The sequence below is a fragment of the Rhizobium sp. PRIMUS64 genome (assembly GCF_023006465.1).
GTDB classification, from domain to species: Bacteria; Pseudomonadota; Alphaproteobacteria; order Rhizobiales; family Rhizobiaceae; genus Rhizobium; species Rhizobium leguminosarum.
In genome coordinates this window covers 1-17,902 of the sequence record NZ_JALBGX010000131.1, presented here as the reverse complement: position 1 = coordinate 17,902, position 17,902 = coordinate 1, and the positions used below count along the sequence as shown (strand labels likewise).

Genomic DNA, 17,902 nt, shown 5'->3' with positions numbered 1-17,902 from the left:
CGCGGCGGGGCGCATGGCGGGTACCGGCGCCGGCGCTACAGCAACGTGCTCCCGGGCTGGAAACTACGATCCAAGCAATACCAGCAGCCGGTCCTGCAGTTGCTCGCTGCGTGCCCGCGGCTTGGTGCCGCTACGGACGGCCTTCTTGTTGTCCTCCGCTATCTCGTCGATGTGCTTCCACAGGGGAAACTCTTCGAACACGCCGGGAAAATCATCGAGATCGAGGAGAGCCGGCCGGCGGCAGAGGGTATTCAGGATCGGCAGCAGAATGCCGGCCTCCCAATAAACCGCTTCCTCGCGCCATCCGTTGACGGCGCTAAGCGCTTTCAGCGCGGCGGTCACCGTCGTCTGCCCGTGTTTCTCGACGCTGCGCCGGAAACCCTCGACCGCGTAGATCTCGCCGGCCTTTTTCGAGGCGGTCGAGGCGTTGCTGACGGCGACGCTGCAGCCGGCGGCCGCGGCGGCCGTCTGGATCTTGACCGCCCATTCCGTCCCGGCAGCGAGCGAGGCTTTGTAGAGGTTCCAGAGCGTGACCTTGGTCGCCTCGCCATTGACGGCGGCAAAGGCCTCCGCCTGCTCTTCATGGCTCATCTGTACGACTTGGCAAGGCACCGTCTCGAAGCCGCACATGGCGGCCGCATGCGTGCGGTGCTGGCCGTCGATGATGGCATATTGTCCGCCCTCGATCGGCGCGACGAAGACGGGCGAAAAGCGCGACCAGCGAAAATTGGCGGCAATCCGCCGGATCGCTGTCCAGTTTTCCCGTTTCAGGTCGCGCTGATAGCTGTCGTCGACGCGCAGATCGGCGATCTTCAGCCACTGCAGCATCGGCGCCGGGCCGGCGCTGATCTCTGCAACGGCATCCTTATCGGAAAAACTGACAGGCCTCATCAGATCAACCTCGCTTGTTTAGACGCCTCTTCCGTGCGCCGGGCTTCCTCTGCCTGCCGCTTGCGGAAGGCGCGCAGATCCTCAATCGTTGCGAAGGGTTCATCGCCCTCGCCGGGCCGGATTTTCATGTAGACGTAGCCGCCAATCTCACCGAGGTCGGCAACAACAGACCCAGTCCAGCCATGGTGGTTGAGCGCCGCGTCGTTGAGAACGGCGAGCAGGCCGGCATAGAAGCCGGTCAGGTCTGCAGGATCCTCGGGCCGCTTGTCCGCGACGTGCAGGGCGAGCGAGCTCATAGCGGCGTCCATCCCTGCCGGAACTCCAACAGCTTCTGGCGACCAAGGTCTGTCAATCGAAGGTCACCCTTCAAGCTGTGCCCGTCCGCCACGAGCTCGCCCTCCAGCCAGCCGAGCGAAAGCGCATCCTTCGTCGGCGATGGCGCGCGGGCGATCGCGATGTGATGCAACACCGAAGCGCCGAGATCGTCGCCTTCCCAGGTGAAATGCAGGCTCGCCAGCACGTCGAAGCGCGGATCGCTCATAGCGCCCTGCCCTCGTCGATGCGCCGCTGTGCCGCGTTCTTCCAGTTGGCGAGCGCGCCCCAGGCGCCACTCGTCGAACTCGTCTTAATGCCGGCCATCTTCAGCACCGTGGCGTCGAAGCGCTTGTCGACCTTGGCCGCCTCTTCGGCGACGAGCTCCTCGAGGATCCGCTCGCCAGCGGCGTGATAGCGGCGATGATCGTCGCTATCCCATTCCTTCTTGAGCGGCGGCACCGCGTCCGACTTTTCCTCGATGATCTGGATCAGCCGATCCAGCAGGTTCTTGCTCGCGCTCATTGCAGCGTCCCTTTCGGTTCGTCCGCGTGCGCTTCCTCGAGCACGGCAACGCCGCGCTCGTTGGCGATCGTCACCAGCGCCCGGGAAAGTTTGCGACGCGTCCGTTCTGTCGGCTCGCGGTCTTTGGTCTTGGCTTTCGAAAAGGTCGTCTCATTCACATCAGCTACGCGGCACAGCTCTTTCTGTGAAATCCCCAACCGGGAGCATCGCTCCTGAATTTCGGAGAAACTATACACAGTCATTTTTTCACATTCCGATTGTATTTTCATACGGTCATGTGATTTGCTGCACAAAGTCAAGTGGAGTTTTGCGTTTTGAACATGCTGGCACGCGGTGGGATATCTCACTGTATGAGCACCCTGCGCGACCAGCAGCTCGCCTGGCTGGATCACATTACCAAGTCGAGCGGACTGACGATCACCGAGATCGCCAGGGCGGCGGGGCTTAACCCGTCCACGCTCACGCGCTTCAAGGCCAAGAACGAAAGCGGCCATACCCTCACATCGTCGACCGTCCGTAAGATTGAAAATGCTACTCGCGTTCCGGCATATGAAAGCAAGCTTATGCCGAAAATGCAGCAGTTCAGCGAGGACGAGGCCGCACCGTATATCGCGATCGACAAACCGGAGGGCATGGTGGAAAGCGCGCTGAAAGCCGCAGCTGCTCATGCAGGCACGGTTGACCTCTGGACCCTGAAAACAAGCAGCTTGGCGGCCGTTGGCTATATGCCCGGCATGGTCATCGTCGTCGATCGCGGAATGCAGCCACGGAACGGCGACGCAGTCTGCGCGCAGAGGTACGACTTCCGACGCGGCACTGCAGAGACCGTCTTCCGCGTCTTCCGCACGCCCTACCTGATGACCGCTTACATGGAGGGCGAGCCCGCCCTACCCGAGATCGTCGACGAGGAGAACGTCGCCATCATGGGCGTCATCGTCGGCGGCTTTCGTCTCCGCGCATAGCCAGCCGGCCGCAATCCCCAATCCGCACTGAACTGAGGACTAGACCCGTTCACACTGAACTGAGGGTTAGTCCTGGGACACGTTCCGCGCACTGAATTGAGGACTAGGCACAACTTGAGTTCGCATTGAACTGAGGCTTAGTCCCGAAACCTGCCGTCACTCACAATTTTTCACATCGGTTCACACCAGTCGCCGATAGTCTTTTTGTTTGCTTTTCCAATTTGCATTTGCTTTTCATATGAAAATCGCACAGTCTTGCACATGCAGGCTGATTTGCACCTGAAAAGCACATGGAGACGCGAAACCCATGACATTGAAAGACGACACCGTCGGCGCGGAAGAGATCGCCGCGGCGCTCGAGCTGACGAAGGAGCATTTCCTTCGCAAGGCTCGGGCGCTGGTTGAAATTGAAGGCATGCCGGCACGGCTGCCAGGCAACGCCAGGCGCCAGCGCTGGTCGCGCACCGCCGTTACCCGCTGGCTGGACAGCTACGGCGATCGCAAGCGCGCCGCCGAGACCAAGGCCGAGGCGGACGAGGCAGTGCTCGCCAACCGCCAGGCGCTGCACATCGCCTATGTCCGTCCCGACCGCACCGCCTTCACCGGCCCGCGCCTGGCGATCGACAACACGGGGGCACGGCTATGAAGGCGCGCGTGCTGAACTATGGCCTCGAGGAGGCCCTTGTGTCCGACAGCCCAATCCAGCGCGTTGTCGCGCGCGGATCCGCCAGTCCCTTCTCGGAGCATCTGGCAAAGTGGATAGAGGCCGAGATGGAGCGCGGCGAACAGCCGGCGCATGTTCTGATCGCCCTGATGGATCTCACCGTGATGATCCACTCTTCTCTCGCCGCCAACTTCATGCGCGGCGGGTTCCGGGATCTCGCCGAAGGCTTCAAGGAGATGATCGACAAGAGATATGTCGATCACGCCGAGCTCTGCGTGGTGTCGATCGCCGAGGCGCGCAAGCGGGAGACCGGCCGATGACACCTCCCGGCACATCCGTCTCCGACAACCCCGCCGTCACCGATCCGCGCCGGGTTCTGAACTTGACGCAGCGCGACGCGCTACTCTCGATCGAGTTCTTTCGCCACCAGCGTCCGCGCGGCACGACCTGGGCGATAGGCGACAAGCGCTTCAATGTCCGGACTATCAACGCGCTCGCACGGCTCGAGCTCGTGCGCGTCGGCCACCAGAAAGTGACCCTCACCACGGCCGGCCAGATCGCCGCCGCCAAGCTGAAGGGCCAAGACAGGGGGAAGACCGATGGAACCGCGTGACCTGATCGAACTGCTCGAGCTTTCGGCCGGACAGACCGACCATCTGATGACGCGGCTGATTGCCGAGCTCAAGGAGCGCGGCGCCATCCTCGAGGATCTTGCCGCCCTGCAGCTGCGCCAGGTGGCGAGCCAGCAGGCCAACGCAAGCGTCATCGTCGAGGCGGCAATGACCGCCGGCACGCTGAACAGCACCACGCAGCTCCTCGGCCGCATGTATGGAGGGTCGATCCAGTGAGCTGCACCGATCTCCCCCTCGGCGCCATCGCTGGCGCGATCCTGCTCAGCGAGATCGTCGGCTTCACCCTCATTCTCTGGGCCTGCAGCCTGCGCTTCCCGGCGGTACTCCCCGTCCGCAAGCGCAAGCGGTAGGCCGGGCGCCGCCACAGTCTCGCGTCTCCATGGCGGCGCGGGGCAGCGACCGCCGCCCTGTTGCTGCCCCACAAAATTTGCACGGCCTTGCTCACCCCCTTGTGCAAGGCCCTGTCCGCCCGGTTCAGCCGGGCACAAGAGACGGCCCGGCAGCCTGTGTTTTGCGTAGCTGCCGGGCCGATTTGTTTTCAGGAGGATCCCATGACCGAAACCATTGCCGACGACGAACTCTACTGCCTGACCTCTGGCCTTGTTTGCTGCAGCGTCTGCGCCCCTGCCGATTGGACCAAGGAGAAGATCGAGCAGGAAACGAACCGGAAAAACCCGACCGGCATCGAAAGCCGTTGGGAGATCTCTGCCGACGAGAATTTCGCCACCGGCCAGAAGAACGGCTGCGACTGCGAACAGGGCGCCGGCCGGCGCCACTGGCTGATGAACTGCTAACGATTGGACCTTGTAATGAGTACCGACCGCCCCGATCCCAAGATCACCTATGTCACCTGGCGCCATGGCCGCCCGCGCTTCATCCCCTCGAAGGGTCTGCGCGAGCGCGGCTATGAGGGCGAGGATCTCAAGAACGAGGACGGCGCCTGGATGACCGCCGGGCAATGCCTGGAGTGGTCCCGCGCCTTCACCCGCCAGCTCGCCCGCGAGGACGCCGCCAAGCCGAAGAAGAAGGCAAAGGCGAAGAAGCCGACGCCGGCGGCCGTGCCGCTCACCCGCTCCTATTCGGTCGAGCAGCTGTTTGCCGACTGGCTCGAGCCGAACATCAACCCGCACATGGGCACGCTCGCCAAGAAGACGGTCGACGAGTACCGCTACAAGGGCAACGTCTTCAAGAATTACGCCCCTGATATCTGGACGTCGGAAGTAGAGGCACTCGATAAGCCGATCTGCCTCGGCGTCTACGACAAGCTTTTCGTTCTCGCCGGCCACGCATCTGCCCACGGCGCCATGACCATCCTCGGCATCGCCATCGAATGGGCGATCAGCCGCGGCCGCGTGCGCGGCCTGGTCGTCAATCCCGCCCACGGCCTCGGCATGGAAGCGCCGCCGGCGCGGCTGCGCGTCGGCTCGATCGAGGAGATCGACCACTACGTCGCCACCGCAGACGCCGCAGGATGGCCGGAGATTGGCGACATGATCATGCTGGGCGTCTGGACCGGCCAGAGGCAGGGCGACCGCCTGGAGCTGCGCTATGAGGGCGTGAGAGCCCGCCGCATGCATTTCCGGCAGATGAAGACCGGCGCCCGCGTCTCGATCCCGATCGCCCGCGAGCTGCAGAAGCGCCTGGACGCCGGGATCGTCCGCCGCAAGGATCTCGGCATCGATGACGAACATGTCGTCGTCTGCGAGCGCCTGAAGCGGCCGTTCACATCAAGCCACTACCGTCACAAGATCGAGGATATAAGAGCGATCGCCGCCTTGACCATGCCGTCGATCGCCGATCTGCGCGACCAGGACCTGCGCGACACGGCCGTCACCTGGTTGAAGCGCGCCGGCTGCGAGATCCACGAGATCTGCGCCATCACCGGCCACAGCCCCCGGACCATCTTCGACATTCTCAAGCACTACATGGCGATCGAGGAGGAGGATGCCACCGCCGCGATCGAGAAGATGGAGAAGTGGCATGCCAAAGAGCGAAAGAAGAGGAAGATCGCATGATGAAAGCCCTCACTGTCTGGCAGCCGTGGGCGACGCTAATCGCTATCGGCGCGAAGCCCTACGAGTTCCGAGGATGGAAGCCGCCCGAATGGCTCATCGGCAGACGGCTCGCCATTCACGCCGCCGCCCGGCCGATGAAGTTCCCCGAGATCTATGACCTTCATGCGCGCCTCTCCAATCCGTCGCGAGGTGAAACGCCGTGTCTGCACGCCGAAATCGCCCTCCCGCTGCTGACACGGATCCTCGAGGCAGAGAAAGGCGCTTTGCCGACACTGCTGCCGCTGTCGCACGTCGTCTGCACTGCGATCGTCGGCGATCCGAAGCGCGGCGATGCTTGCGCTGCAGAGTTCGGCGAAGCTGCAGGCAATGACAGCGATCGCGATGACACCTTCAACTGGGGCTGGCCAATGCTCGAGGTCGACGAGCTCGCACCGCCGGCGCCGGCACGTGGCGCTCAAGGCATCTGGAATTGGAGTGGGGCATGACAGAGCAGGATTGTAATTGCCGCGTCTGCCGAAAGGAGATCGGCTTTTGTGCCTTAGACGGTTCGCCTCTTTGGTGCGAGGAGTGCTGCGAGGATCACGACTACGAGCACGATCCGGATCGTCGATCTGCATTCTGCAAGCACTGCGACCAGGCGGCGCCGGACGATTGGTACTACTGCGACGACGACGTCTCGATATCGTTCGCGAGCACTCGCGAGCCCGGGCAACCGCTCGGCACGCCGATTTCGGAACTGTCCGGGCGACCAGTTCCGGAAGGCCATCCAGACCGGCCGAAATACGATGAGTTCGTCCGCATCGCAAAATCGTGGGGGTACGACTGATGAGCATGCATCTCCCATATCGAGCGCAGCGCCTCCTCACCGACGACGAGATGAAGGAACAGGCCCAGCGGTGCGGCTGCCGCGGTGCCGACGATTACTGCTGCTGCCAAAACGTCGCCGATCACCAGACGCTTCAGAAGTGGGTGGGCCACAACGTGGCGGCTCGGCTGGCCTACGCATTCGCAAACGCCGTGAGGCGGCCGTGAGACTTCGTGAGGCGGAGGCGAAAAATAACCGCCTCACAGATCAGCGTTTCCGCCTCACGCCATCGCGTAAATAGTTGCACCGAAAAGGGGAAATGGTGCCCCCGCCAGGGTTCGAACCCGGGACCCCCTGATTACAAATCAGGTGCTCTACCAACTGAGCTACAAGGGCAATAATTGCCCAACTAGCAGATTCTGTGATTCTGTAAAGGGAAAATCCGTGCCTGCGCGGACAGTTCGGCTGCAGCTCAAAACGCTTCGCGATAGAAAACGTCCTTGTCGCGCAAGGCCTTTATCCTTTAGCTAGGGCAGCATCATAAAGGGCATTGCATGGGCCGTTCATTTCAGACGCTTTCCTTTCTCGCCTCACCAACGACGGAGGCGCTTGCCGCGCGCGAGGAGTTGATTCGCATCTATGGCGACGTCCCGGCCGACGAAGCCGACGTCATTGTCGCACTCGGCGGCGACGGATTCATGCTGCAGACGCTGCACAACACCATGAACTCCGGCAAGCTGGTTTACGGTATGAATCGCGGCTCGGTCGGCTTCCTGATGAACGACTATCGCACCGACCAGCTTCAGGAGCGCATCTGCGTCGCCGTCGAAAACGTCTTCCGGCCATTGCAGATGACGACGGCCAACGCCGACGGCACCAACTCGACGGCGCTCGCCATCAACGAGGTCTATCTTTTTCGCCAGTCCTATCAGGCCGCGAATCTAAGGGTTATGGTGGATGGGCGCGTCCGTCTGGAAGAACTGATCTGCGACGGGCTGATGGTGGCGACACCTGCCGGATCGACGGCGTATAATCTTTCCGCCCATGGCCCGATCCTGCCGCTCGAGGCGCCGCTGCTCGCCATGACGCCGGTCAGCGCTTTCAGGCCTCGGCGCTGGAGGGGCGCTCTGCTTCCGAACAAGGTGACCGTCGATATCGACATTCTCGAGCCGGAGAAGCGACCGGTGAACGCAGTGGCCGACAATACCGAGGTCAAGTCGGTGCTGCATATTCGCATCGCCCAGTCGGAGCATGTGACGGCGCGCATCCTTTCTGATCCCGACCGCTCCTGGTCCGACCGGATTCTAGCCGAGCAGTTCAAGGATTGAGACGATGGCAATGCGACGGATATTGATGACCAGCCTCCTGCTTGCGGGATGGAGCATTGCAGCGGCGGCCGGCCCGGCGCAGGATGCCCTCCTGCCGGCATCGGTGATTTTCGCGACCAGTACCGGCTACTGGGAGGACGATGGCAATGCACCGGCGGTCGAGCGGGTGCCGACGAGCGCCGAGAGCGTCGCCAATCCCGAGGGAAAGGCCGCGCAGCGCCACGGCTACTACAAGCTCTTTGCCGTCCGCCAGCCGGACAGGACCTCGAAGATCTATCTGCAGCAGATTGCCCAGACCGAGACCGGCCCGGCGATCGCCTCGACCATCGAGCTGCAGGAGTTCAGCGACCTGAAGCCTTACGTTACCGATATACGCCCCGAGAATTCGAACGGCATCATCAAGGAACCGGGGCTCTTCGCCACAGTCTATCTGAAGACCGACCCTGCCGCGGAGCCGGATGGCTGGACCGTGCTGATCGACGAATTCGGCGACATCACCGTCGAGAAAGCGACGAATTGAACGGCTGGGACGTGTTCGAAGGGCATTCAAGAGATGAAACTGGGCTTTCGCGACGGCGTCCTCTACGACGAGAAAAGGTCGAACTGGGACGCCGCCGGCCCTAGACCGATCCGTTGGTCCCTCTGGTACCCCGCCGCCGATGACGCACAAAGCGACGTCCCGGAAAGAAGCTGGTTCCAGAGGGCGGCCGTCGCCCGCGATGCACCCATCCGGCCGGAGGCCGGGCCCTATCCCCTCGTTCTGTTGTCGCATGGCACCGGCGGATCCGCGGCCGGGCTGGAGTGGCTGGCGCGACGCCTGGTCGATCGCGGGTTTGCAGCGCTCGGCGTCAGTCATCACGGCAATACCGGCATCGAGCCTTATCGCGCTGAAGGCTTTGCCTGCCTTTGGGAGCGGGCGCCTGACCTAAGCTACATGCTCGACCACCGCGATGCATGGCTCAGCGATCTCTCTGGCGATATCGATACGAACAGTGTCTTCGCAGCCGGATTTTCGGCCGGGGCTTATAGCGTGATGCTGCTTCTTGGGGCTGTTGCCCAGTTCTCGCAGTTCGAACCATCGAGGATGAAGCCGGGTGGCGCGCGCGGACCAAGGGAATTTCCCGACCTTGCAGACCATATCCCGGCATTGCTGCGCACCAGCGATGTGTTTCGCGATTCATGGTCCCGGATGTCGAACTCCTACCGAGACGACAGAATCAGGGCCGCACTCATCTGCGCGCCGGGCCGGTCCGTTCTCGGTTTCAGCGAGGAAAGCCTGAAAGCTGTCGATGCGCCTGCCCTCATCCTGGTCGGTGACGCCGACAGGGCGGCACCGGCCGAAGAATGTTCGTCGTGGCTGCATGCGCGGCTCCGGCGCAGCGCCCTTAAAATCTTCAGCGGCGGCCTTGGACATTATGTCTTCGTGCCAGAGGGCACGGCGCTCGGCCTTGCCTTTGCGGCAGAACTCTTTACCGATCCCCCAGGCATCGAGCGCGCAGTCATCCATGAGGAGATTGCCAATCTGTCGGCAGCGCTGTTCCAAGTCAGCGGTATAAGCGCGATGGCTTGAGCAAAACAAAAGCCCCGTCTCCGGGGCTTTTGTTATCTCAATGCATCGATAATCCGATCAGTCGACATCCTCGACGACCGCGTCGGCGGCGCCGCTGATGCGGTGGGCAAGTGCTGCTTCCATAAACTCGTTCAGGTCGCCGTCGAGAACGTCGTCCGGCGCGCTGCTGGCGACACCAGTGCGAAGGTCCTTGACCAGCTGGTAGGGCTGCAGCACGTAGGAGCGGATCTGGTGACCCCAGCCGATCTCCGTCTTCGAAGCGGCTTCGGCGCTAGCGGCATCCTCGCGCTTCTTCAGTTCCGCTTCGTACATGCGGGCGCGCAACATGTCCCAGGCCTTGGCACGGTTCTTGTGCTGCGAACGCTCCTGCTGGCACTGCACGACGATGCCCGTCGGGATATGCGTGATGCGCACGGCCGAGTCGGTGGTGTTGACGTGCTGGCCGCCGGCGCCCGACGAACGGTAGGTATCGATGCGGCAGTCGCTTTCGTTGATCTCGATCTGGATCGAGTCGTCGACAACCGGATAGACCCAAATCGACGAAAAGGAGGTGTGGCGACGCGCATTGCTGTCGTAGGGCGAGATCCGCACCAGGCGGTGCACGCCCGATTCCGTTTTCAGCCAGCCATAGGCATTGTGGCCCTTGACGAGCAGGGTCGCGGACTTGATGCCAGCCTCTTCGCCGTCATGAACTTCGAGAAGCTCGACCTTGAAACGCTGGCGTTCAGCCCAGCGGGTGTACATGCGCAGAAGCATGTTCGCCCAGTCCTGGCTTTCGGTGCCGCCGGCGCCGGAATGGACTTCGAGATAAGTGTCGTTGCCATCGGCTTCGCCGGAGAGCATGGCTTCCACCTGGCGGCGTGCAGCCTCGGCCTTCAAGGCCTTCAGCGTGTCCTCGGCTTCCTTGACGACGCTCTGGTCGCCCTCTTCCTCGCCAAGCTCGATCAGCTCGATATTGTCGTTCAGCTGCTGTTCGAGCTGCTTGACACCGTTAATGCCGTCATCCAGCTGCTGGCGCTCGCGCATCAGCTTCTGCGCTTCGGAAGCGTCGTTCCAGAGGTTCGGATCCTCTGCCTTGTTGTTCAACCAGTCCAGCCGTCTTATCGCCTGGTCCCAGTCAAAGATGCCTCCTCAGCAGGGTGATAGCCTGCTTGGTTTCATCGACCACGTTTTCGATTTCCGCTCGCATTTTCCTGCTTCTCTGTCGGTCTTATTCAGGTGCTGGTGACATAGAGACGCCCGCCGCGGATGTAAAGGGCCGCGGCGGGCGTGCAAAATTCAGGCCTCGGTCAGAACAGGCCGGGCGTGCCGGTCTGGACGGCCTGGTTCGCCTGCGGCGAGGTCTTCAGGATCTCTTCCGGCGCCATGGTGCTGTCCATGCCGATCACGGAGAAGCTGTCGGCCGGGCCGGTGCCGGGCTTGAAGGCCTCGACGATGGTGTTCGGATCGCCGTCGCCAGCCGCCATGCCGGTTTTGCGGTCGATCGAAATCAGGTTCATGCCTGATGGAATGACGAACTTCGATTCCGGCGTGTCCTTGACGGCAGCCTGCATGAATTCGTTGAAGATCGGGGCGGACAAGACGCCACCGGTGCCGCCGCGGCCGAGCGGGGCCGGCGTATCGAAGCCCATATAGAGGCCTGCAACCAGATCCGGCGTGAAGCCGACGAACCAGGCATCCTTCTCGTCGTTGGTGGTGCCGGTCTTTCCGGCGACGTCGCGACCGCCGAGATCAATCTTGCCGGCAGCGGTGCCGCGCTGGATGACGCCCTGCATCATCGAGGTGATCTGGTAGGCGGTCATCGGGTCGAGAACGGTTTCCCGATTGTCGACGACATTCGGCTCTTCCTGGTTCTGCCAGTCGCCGGCATTGCAGCCCTCGCACACACGCTCCTCATGTTTGAAGATCGTCTTGCCGTAGCGGTCCTGGATGCGGTCGATCAATGTCGGCTTGATCTGCTTGCCGCCATTGGCGATGACCGAATAGGCCGAGACCATGCGCAGCACAGTCGTGTCGCCGGCGCCGAGCGACATGGAAAGAACCGGCAGCATGTGATCGTAGATGCCGAAGCGCTCGGCATATTCGGCGACGATGTTCATGCCGAGATCGTTGGCGAGGCGCACCGTCATCAGATTGCGCGAATGCTCGATGCCCGAACGCAGCGTCGACGGGCCGCCGGATTCGCCGCCGTAGTTTTCCGGCCTCCAGACCTGGCCGCCCGAGACGATTTCGATCGGCGCATCCATGATGACGGAGGCCGGCGTATAACCATTGTCCATTGCCGCGGCGTAGACGAAGGGCTTGAACGAGGAGCCTGGCTGACGCATCGCCTGGGTGGCGCGGTTGAATTCGGACTGGGCGTAGGAAAAGCCGCCGACCATGGCGAGCACGCGGCCGGTCTTCGGATCCATCGCGACCAGGCCACCCTGGACCTTCGGCGGCTGCTGCAGGCGATAGGAGGTCGACGCGTCATCGCCGAGCTTTGCGACATAAACGACGTCACCAGGCGCCACGGCGCCGACCGGCGATTTCGTGGTCTTGCGGGCGCCGTCGGCCGAACGGAAGGCCCATTGCATGTTCTTGGCGTCGATCGTGCCGCGCTGGCGGTCGGCGGCAACCTTGCCGCTTCCATCCTTGGCCGGCTGCAGGCCGATGTCGACGGTCGAGTCGGACACGGCGAGCACGACCGCGAGCCGCCATTCCGGCACGTCGGACAGGGTGGGAATATCGGCTAGCGCCTTGCCCCAATCACCGCTTGCATCGATCTGCTTGATCGGGCCGTGGAAACCGCGGCGCTCATCATAGGTGATTAGACCGTCCTGCAGCGCCTTGCGGGCAGCGAGCTGCATCTGCGGATCGAGCGACGTGCGCACCGAAAGTCCGCCCTCATAAAGGACCTTCTCGCCGTACTGGTCGATCAGCTGGCGGCGCACGGCTTCGGCGAAATAATCGGAAGCAAAGAGCGATGGGCCAGTGGTGCGGGCGGTGACGCCGAGCGGCTGCTTCTTGGCTTCCTCGCCGTCGCTCTGGCTGACATAACCGTTCTCGACCATGCGGTCGATCACCCAGTTGCGGCGCTCGAGTGCAGCCTCGGGATGGCGGAACGGATGATAATTGGCAGGCCCCTTCGGCAGCGATGCCAGATAGGCGGCTTCGGCGACGGTCAGTTCGGTGACGGATTTGTTGAAATAGGTGAGTGCTGCGCCGGCGATGCCATAGGAATTCAGACCGAAGAAGATCTCGTTCAGGTAGAGTTCGAGGATCTTGTCCTTGCTGTAGGCCTGCTCGATACGGAAGGAAAGGATCGCTTCCTTGATCTTGCGGTCGATGGTCTGGTCCGAGCTCAGAAGGAAATTCTTGGCCACCTGCTGGGTGATTGTGGAAGCACCGACCGGGCGGCGGCCGGAACCGAAATTCTGCAGGTTGACGAGGATGGCGCGGCCGAGGCCGGTGAGATCAACGCCCGGATGATTGTAGAAATTCTTGTCTTCGGCCGACAGGAAAGCGGCCTTCACACGGTCCGGAATGGCCTGGATCGGCAGGAATAGACGCTTTTCCTTGGCGTATTCGGCCATTAGAGCGCCGTTTCCGGCATGGACGCGGGTCGTCACCGGCGGCGCATAGCTGTTCAGAACGGCATAGTCCGGAAGATCCTTCGCGACATTGGCGAGATAGATGGCAATACCCGCCGCCGCGACCAGAAACAGGACGCAGGCCATTCCGAAGAAATATCCAAAAAGTCTAACCATATTTCAGCTACCGGTCTTTTCGATCTTCAATCGGCGCAGCCGCAACGATTGTACAGATCAAGGCAATTTGCACGTTGCGCGGCTTACTCCATGAGCGTTACCGCCACAAGCCGATTCCGCGCTCAAGGCTTACGAAACATAAGCCGGAGTAACGGCGCGAATGTGAGCAAAATAGGGCTGTCTGCGCCGCATTCACTGCTGCGGCCGCGTTTCATTAGAACTGTCACATCCAAGCAACGCCTGCCCCCGCCGCTAATCTGAGGCATCTTGCTCAGAACTTGATTCAGGAGACGCACTTCAAGTCTTTGATTTTATGCATGTCGTCGAGCTGCGACCCCTACAGATTTTGGGGCGCGTATATTAGCCGCCATTCGCCATGACGGCGGCACGGTATCGCTTGACTGCGTCGGTCAAGAGACCGGCGATCTTCCCGCGCCAGGCCTCGTCGAGCAGCAATTTCTCGTCCTCGGCATTCGAGAGGAACCCGATCTCGAGAAGGATCGAGGGCACGTCAGGGGCCTGCAGCACACGGAAGCCGGCATGACGATGCGGATTGTTGATGGTGCCGACCTGATCCTTGAAAGAATTCAGCACGCTCTCGGCCAGCGAGATCGAGAAGGCCTGCGTCTCGCGCCGCGTCAGATCGAGCAGGATGTCGGCGACCTCGGGCGGCTCGGCGACCGTCTCCTTGCCGGCGATCTGGTCGGAAAGGTTTTCCCGTTCGGCAAGGTCGGCGGCGAGCTTGTCGGATGCCTTGTCGGAGATCGTGTAGACGGTGGCGCCGCGGATATCCTTCTGCTTCAGCGTGTCGGCATGCAGCGAAATGAAAAGCCCAGCGTGGTTCTGGCGGGCGATCAGCACACGCTGCGAAAGCGACAGGAACTCGTCATCCTCACGCGTCAGGATAGCCTTGATGCCCGGCTCCTTGTTCAGCCGGTCGGTCAAAGCCTTGGCGAAGGCAAGCGTCACCTGCTTTTCCTCGGTCTTGGTGTCGACGCCGATCGCGCCGGTATCGATGCCGCCATGGCCTGCATCGACGGCGATGACGAAATCGCCGGGAGCAGCTTTTTCCGGTGCGGGAATGGCGCTGGTCGTCTGAGCCGCCTCACCTCGATCGCTCCAGGATTGCGTCTTCACCAGTTCGGCAAAGGCCCGCTTGTCGATCATCTCGGCATCGAGCACGAGGCGATGACCCTTGCCGGCCTCGTCGGCCTGCACTTTGGCAAGCGCCAGCTTCACCGGCCCTGCCGTCGTCAGCACGATGCGGGCGCTCTCCTCGTCCATCTTGCCGTAGCGGATATCCTTGAACAGGCCGCGGGCGGCAAGATCCTTCGCCGGAAAACCGAAGGCTGTCGCCGGAAGGTCGACGACGATGCGTTCCGGATTGGCGATATAGTGGACCGAGAAGCGCGGCTCGCGATCGAAATCGATGACGATGCGCGTCCTTGCATCGTCGCCGACGATGCGCGCGCCATAGGCAAGCAGCGGATCCCCGGCCTCGACGGAGCTGGCAGCGACCGGCAGGAGACTAGCGGCCAAAAGCGCCGCCAGAACCCGCCTTGCGATTGTCGATCGCCGCGCTGCGGATTTCGCCGCGATCCGAGCCCTCTTAAACAATAAACCGCACACCCTATTTGTATTGCGATGGACCCGACGCAGCTACGGCCAGCGTCCCTGTGACGAAACACCCGCTGTGGCCTGCCGAATCGCGATCACTTTATCCCCAGTTTCTATGCGTTGCGAAATCCATCAATATTATGGCACATTTGGCTTTTCCCTTGCTATTGTGACACAGAAAACATACAACGAATTTCAGGGTAAAGTGTTGACGGGATAGAGTCGCCGCAAAGGCTGCCAGCCAGATCAGGACCTGGCGCCACACCGGTCATCGTCCGCCGTCTCATGCGCTTAATCCCTAGAACTGGATCCTGATTTTCCGGCTCATTGTCGGAATTCATTGGTGGATCAGCCACCACGCTCTCAGGGAGCAAACTCATCGGACCCGAACGGGTCTTCGTATTTGTCGATCACGCTTGGTTGTTGATGGTTTCGCAGCAGGTTTTATCTGAAGTGTACAGGCCCCGGACCGAAATGGTTCCGGTTGCGGTCTGGCTGCTGCCCTCCCCCTCGCATCAGGCGCGACTTTCATTATCCGGCGCGGCCACTGCGGACCGCATTCTTTCTGTCTCAACAGCAGTCGGGAATGCGCTCTCGCGGCCACGCCGAGGAGCACAGCTTACATGGCAGACAAAATGCTTATCGATGCGTCTCACGAGGAAGAGACGCGCGTCGTTGTCGTTCGCGGGAACCGCATAGAAGAATTTGACTTCGAGTCCCAGCACAAGAAGCAGATCCGCGGCAACATCTATCTTGCAAAGGTAACGAGGGTCGAGCCCTCGCTGCAAGCCGCCTTCGTCGACTACGGCGGCAACCGGCACGGCTTCCTGGCCTTCGCCGAAATCCATCCCGACTATTATCAGATACCGCTTGCCGACCGTCAGGCATTGCTTCGGGCCGAAGCCGAGGAGCATCGCCGCGACGAGGACGTCGAGCATGTCGAAACCGCACCGATGGTCGATCTTTCCAAGCAGGATCAGCCGGATGTCGGCATCGTGCCGGCAGAGGCGCCGGAAACGGCTGCCGTAACGGAAGAGACGGCAGCGGTAGAAGCCGCAGCATCTCCCGCGGCCGCCGAGGAAGCGCCGGCGAAGAAGGCAAGGCCGCGTCGCAGCCGCAAGAAGGCCGTAGAACCGGCCGCCGAAACGACTGCGACCGAAGACGCTGTTCCCACAGACGTTGAAGCCGAAGGCGCGTCGAGCGTCGACAACGAGGATGACGGCTCGACCGGCGGCGCGATGGCCGCCATGGTGGAAACCGACTCGATCTCCGAGGACGTCGATACCAGCAAGCGTCGCCACGATGATGACGACGATGATGACGATCACGGCGAAGAGGAAGTCATCGAATCCGTCGGCGCCGAAGACGCGATGGAAGAAGTGCCGGACCGCGTGCAGCGCAAGCCGCGCAAGCAGTACCGCATCCAGGAAGTCATCAAGCGCCGCCAGATCCTGCTCGTGCAGGTCGCCAAGGAAGAGCGCGGCAACAAAGGTGCAGCCCTTACCACCTATCTCTCGCTCGCCGGCCGCTATTCCGTCCTGATGCCGAACACGGCGCGCGGCGGCGGCATTTCCCGGAAGATCACCAATCCTGCCGACCGCAAGCGCCTGAAGGAAATCGCGCGCCTGCTCGAGGTGCCGCAGGGCATGGGCGTCATCCTTCGCACCGCCGGTGCCAACCGCACCAAGGTCGAGGTCAAGCGTGACTTCGAATATCTGATGCGCCTGTGGGAAAATGTGCGCACGCTAACGCTGGCGTCCACCGCTCCCTGCCTCGTCTATGAGGAAGGCTCGCTGATCAAGCGCTCGATCCGCGACCTCTACAATAAGGATATCAGCGAAGTCATCGTTTCCGGTGAAGAAGGCTATCGTGAAGCGAAAGACTTCATGAAGATGCTGATGCCGAGCCATGCCAAGGTGGTTCAGCCTTACCGCGACATCCACCCGATCTTCTCGCGCTCCGGCATCGAAGCTCAGCTCGATCGCATGTTGCAGCCACAGGTGACGCTGAAGTCCGGCGGCTACCTGATCATGAACCAGACCGAAGCGCTGGTCTCGATCGACGTCAACTCCGGCCGCTCGACCCGCGAACATTCGATCGAAGACACCGCGCTGCAGACGAATCTCGAGGCTGCAGACGAAGTCGCCCGCCAGCTTCGCCTTCGCGACCTTGCCGGCCTGATCGTCATCGACTTCATCGACATGGAAGAGAAGCGCAACAACCGCGCTGTCGAGAAGAAGCTGAAGGAATGCCTGAAGAACGACCGCGCCCGCATCCAGGTCGGCCGGATCTCGCATTTCGGCCTGCTCGAAATGTCGCGACAGCGCATCCGCGCGTCGGTTCTCGAATCGACCACGCAGGTCTGCTCGCATTGCGGCGGCACCGGGCATGTGCGCTCGCAGTCCTCCGTCGCCCTGCATGTCCTGCGCGGTATCGAGGAATATCTGCTGAAGAACACCACGCACAACATCACCGTGCGCACCACGCCTGACATCGCGCTCTACCTGCTCAACCACAAGCGCCAGACGATCATCGATTACGAAAGCCGTTTCGGCGTCGCTATCGTCATCGATGCGGACGGTTCGGTCGGAGCACAGCATTTCGCGATCGATCGCGGCGAGCCGGTGGAAAACCCGGTCAAGATCGAAACGCTCTTCAACTTCGCAGCCATTCCCGAGGATGACGACGACGATATCGTCATCGAAGTGGATGAGGAGGAAGACGAGGAACTCGAGGAAAAGCCGGCCGTCGCCGAACGGCCGGTCGCAGCGCGCTCGGAAGGCGAAGCTGACGGCAATCGCAAGCGCAAGCGCCGCAGGCGCCGCCGTGGCC

The 17,902-nt window shown here is 61.9% G+C and carries 23 protein-coding genes and 1 tRNA gene; 15 read left to right on the top strand and 9 right to left on the bottom strand.

The window, feature by feature from the left end:
* Positions 1-63: 63 nt before the first annotated feature.
* Genes MOV76_RS32185 through MOV76_RS32165 form a run of 5 tightly spaced genes read right to left on the bottom strand, consistent with a single transcriptional unit; the run spans position 64 to position 1,925 of the window.
* Positions 64-891, bottom strand: coding sequence for a DUF6551 family protein (locus tag MOV76_RS32185; RefSeq protein ID WP_247266038.1), 828 nt, complete (start codon positions 889-891; stop codon positions 64-66).
* A complete protein-coding gene (locus MOV76_RS32180; RefSeq protein WP_247266037.1) occupies positions 891-1,187 on the bottom strand; it encodes a hypothetical protein in 297 nt (98 codons plus the stop codon). Before MOV76_RS32180 ends, MOV76_RS32185 begins: the two co-directional genes overlap by 1 nt.
* On the bottom strand, positions 1,184-1,432 hold the full coding sequence (locus MOV76_RS32175; RefSeq protein WP_247266036.1) for a hypothetical protein: 249 nt from the start codon (positions 1,430-1,432) through the stop codon (positions 1,184-1,186). The genes MOV76_RS32180 and MOV76_RS32175 overlap by 4 nt, the downstream gene beginning before the upstream one ends.
* A complete protein-coding gene (locus MOV76_RS32170) occupies positions 1,429-1,728 on the bottom strand; it encodes a hypothetical protein (RefSeq protein ID WP_247266035.1) in 300 nt (99 codons plus the stop codon). The genes MOV76_RS32175 and MOV76_RS32170 overlap by 4 nt, the downstream gene beginning before the upstream one ends.
* A complete protein-coding gene (locus MOV76_RS32165; RefSeq protein ID WP_247266034.1) occupies positions 1,725-1,925 on the bottom strand; it encodes a hypothetical protein in 201 nt (66 codons plus the stop codon). Before MOV76_RS32165 ends, MOV76_RS32170 begins: the two co-directional genes overlap by 4 nt.
* Positions 1,926-2,078: 153 nt before the next feature.
* Here MOV76_RS32165 and MOV76_RS32160 point away from each other — a divergent pair, with 153 nt between their 5' ends.
* The 11 genes from MOV76_RS32160 to MOV76_RS32110 all read left to right on the top strand — a co-directional run bounded on the left by MOV76_RS32160 (position 2,079) and on the right by MOV76_RS32110 (position 7,033).
* Entirely contained in the window at positions 2,079-2,690 is a 612-nt protein-coding gene (locus MOV76_RS32160; RefSeq protein WP_247266033.1) for a LexA family transcriptional regulator, read from the top strand.
* Between the two features lie 307 nt (positions 2,691-2,997).
* Positions 2,998-3,336, top strand: coding sequence for a hypothetical protein (locus tag MOV76_RS32155; RefSeq protein ID WP_247266032.1), 339 nt, complete (start codon positions 2,998-3,000; stop codon positions 3,334-3,336).
* 38 nt (positions 3,337-3,374) lie between these two features.
* Positions 3,375-3,674: a hypothetical protein gene (locus MOV76_RS32150; RefSeq protein ID WP_247266031.1), complete on the top strand. Its 300-nt coding sequence runs from the start codon at positions 3,375-3,377 to the stop codon at positions 3,672-3,674.
* Complete coding sequence (locus tag MOV76_RS32145) at positions 3,671-3,967, top strand: hypothetical protein (protein ID WP_247266030.1); 297 nt, start codon at positions 3,671-3,673, stop codon at positions 3,965-3,967. The genes MOV76_RS32150 and MOV76_RS32145 overlap by 4 nt, the downstream gene beginning before the upstream one ends.
* Positions 3,954-4,202: a hypothetical protein gene (locus tag MOV76_RS32140; RefSeq protein WP_129418782.1), complete on the top strand. Its 249-nt coding sequence runs from the start codon at positions 3,954-3,956 to the stop codon at positions 4,200-4,202. The genes MOV76_RS32145 and MOV76_RS32140 overlap by 14 nt, the downstream gene beginning before the upstream one ends.
* Positions 4,199-4,336: a hypothetical protein gene (locus tag MOV76_RS32135; RefSeq protein ID WP_164986472.1), complete on the top strand. Its 138-nt coding sequence runs from the start codon at positions 4,199-4,201 to the stop codon at positions 4,334-4,336. The genes MOV76_RS32140 and MOV76_RS32135 overlap by 4 nt, the downstream gene beginning before the upstream one ends.
* Positions 4,337-4,537: 201 nt before the next feature.
* The gene (locus MOV76_RS32130) at positions 4,538-4,780 is read left to right on the top strand and encodes a hypothetical protein (protein ID WP_247266029.1); all 243 of its coding nucleotides are present in this window, start codon (positions 4,538-4,540) and stop codon (positions 4,778-4,780) included.
* 15 nt (positions 4,781-4,795) lie between these two features.
* Complete coding sequence (locus MOV76_RS32125; protein WP_247266028.1) at positions 4,796-6,001, top strand: tyrosine-type recombinase/integrase; 1,206 nt, start codon at positions 4,796-4,798, stop codon at positions 5,999-6,001.
* Entirely contained in the window at positions 5,998-6,486 is a 489-nt protein-coding gene (locus MOV76_RS32120) for a hypothetical protein (protein WP_247266027.1), read from the top strand. Before MOV76_RS32125 ends, MOV76_RS32120 begins: the two co-directional genes overlap by 4 nt.
* Positions 6,483-6,827 carry a hypothetical protein gene (locus MOV76_RS32115; RefSeq protein ID WP_247266026.1) on the top strand — a complete coding sequence of 115 codons (345 nt, stop codon included), beginning with the start codon at positions 6,483-6,485 and terminating at the stop codon, positions 6,825-6,827. Before MOV76_RS32120 ends, MOV76_RS32115 begins: the two co-directional genes overlap by 4 nt.
* A complete protein-coding gene (locus MOV76_RS32110; RefSeq protein WP_247266025.1) occupies positions 6,827-7,033 on the top strand; it encodes a hypothetical protein in 207 nt (68 codons plus the stop codon). The genes MOV76_RS32115 and MOV76_RS32110 overlap by 1 nt, the downstream gene beginning before the upstream one ends.
* A 93-nt stretch (positions 7,034-7,126) precedes the next feature.
* On the opposite strand, the gene MOV76_RS32105 is transcribed toward MOV76_RS32110, so the two are convergent.
* Positions 7,127-7,202 (bottom strand) — tRNA-Thr (locus MOV76_RS32105).
* A 158-nt stretch (positions 7,203-7,360) separates the two neighbouring features.
* Here MOV76_RS32105 and MOV76_RS32100 point away from each other — a divergent pair.
* The 3 genes from MOV76_RS32100 to MOV76_RS32090 are packed head-to-tail and all read left to right on the top strand — an operon-like array spanning position 7,361 to position 9,704.
* On the top strand, positions 7,361-8,134 hold the full coding sequence (locus MOV76_RS32100) for an NAD kinase (protein WP_168298171.1): 774 nt from the start codon (positions 7,361-7,363) through the stop codon (positions 8,132-8,134).
* A gap of 4 nt (positions 8,135-8,138) precedes the next feature.
* On the top strand, positions 8,139-8,654 hold the full coding sequence (locus tag MOV76_RS32095; RefSeq protein WP_018241629.1) for a hypothetical protein: 516 nt from the start codon (positions 8,139-8,141) through the stop codon (positions 8,652-8,654).
* Between the two features lie 33 nt (positions 8,655-8,687).
* On the top strand, positions 8,688-9,704 hold the full coding sequence (locus tag MOV76_RS32090; protein WP_182566034.1) for a dienelactone hydrolase: 1,017 nt from the start codon (positions 8,688-8,690) through the stop codon (positions 9,702-9,704).
* 57 nt (positions 9,705-9,761) lie between these two features.
* Here the strand turns inward: MOV76_RS32090 and prfB are convergent.
* The 3 genes from prfB to MOV76_RS32075 form a co-directional block, all read right to left on the bottom strand.
* Positions 9,762-10,893 (bottom strand): peptide chain release factor 2 gene (gene prfB / locus MOV76_RS32085; protein ID WP_112902571.1). Its coding sequence is split into 2 segments (ribosomal slippage): positions 9,762-10,823 and positions 10,825-10,893, totalling 1,131 coding nucleotides; the frame shifts between segments, so codons are not numbered across the junction.
* 100 nt (positions 10,894-10,993) lie between these two features.
* Complete coding sequence (locus tag MOV76_RS32080) at positions 10,994-13,453, bottom strand: penicillin-binding protein 1A (protein WP_115156944.1); 2,460 nt, start codon at positions 13,451-13,453, stop codon at positions 10,994-10,996.
* 360 nt (positions 13,454-13,813) lie between these two features.
* Positions 13,814-15,070, bottom strand: coding sequence for an N-acetylmuramoyl-L-alanine amidase (locus MOV76_RS32075; protein WP_247266024.1), 1,257 nt, complete (start codon positions 15,068-15,070; stop codon positions 13,814-13,816).
* Positions 15,071-15,693: 623 nt separating this feature from the next.
* On the opposite strand from MOV76_RS32075, the gene MOV76_RS32070 reads away from it, so the two are divergent.
* A partial coding sequence (locus MOV76_RS32070) for a ribonuclease E/G (protein WP_247266023.1) occupies positions 15,694-17,902 on the top strand: 2,209 nt, incomplete at its 3' end.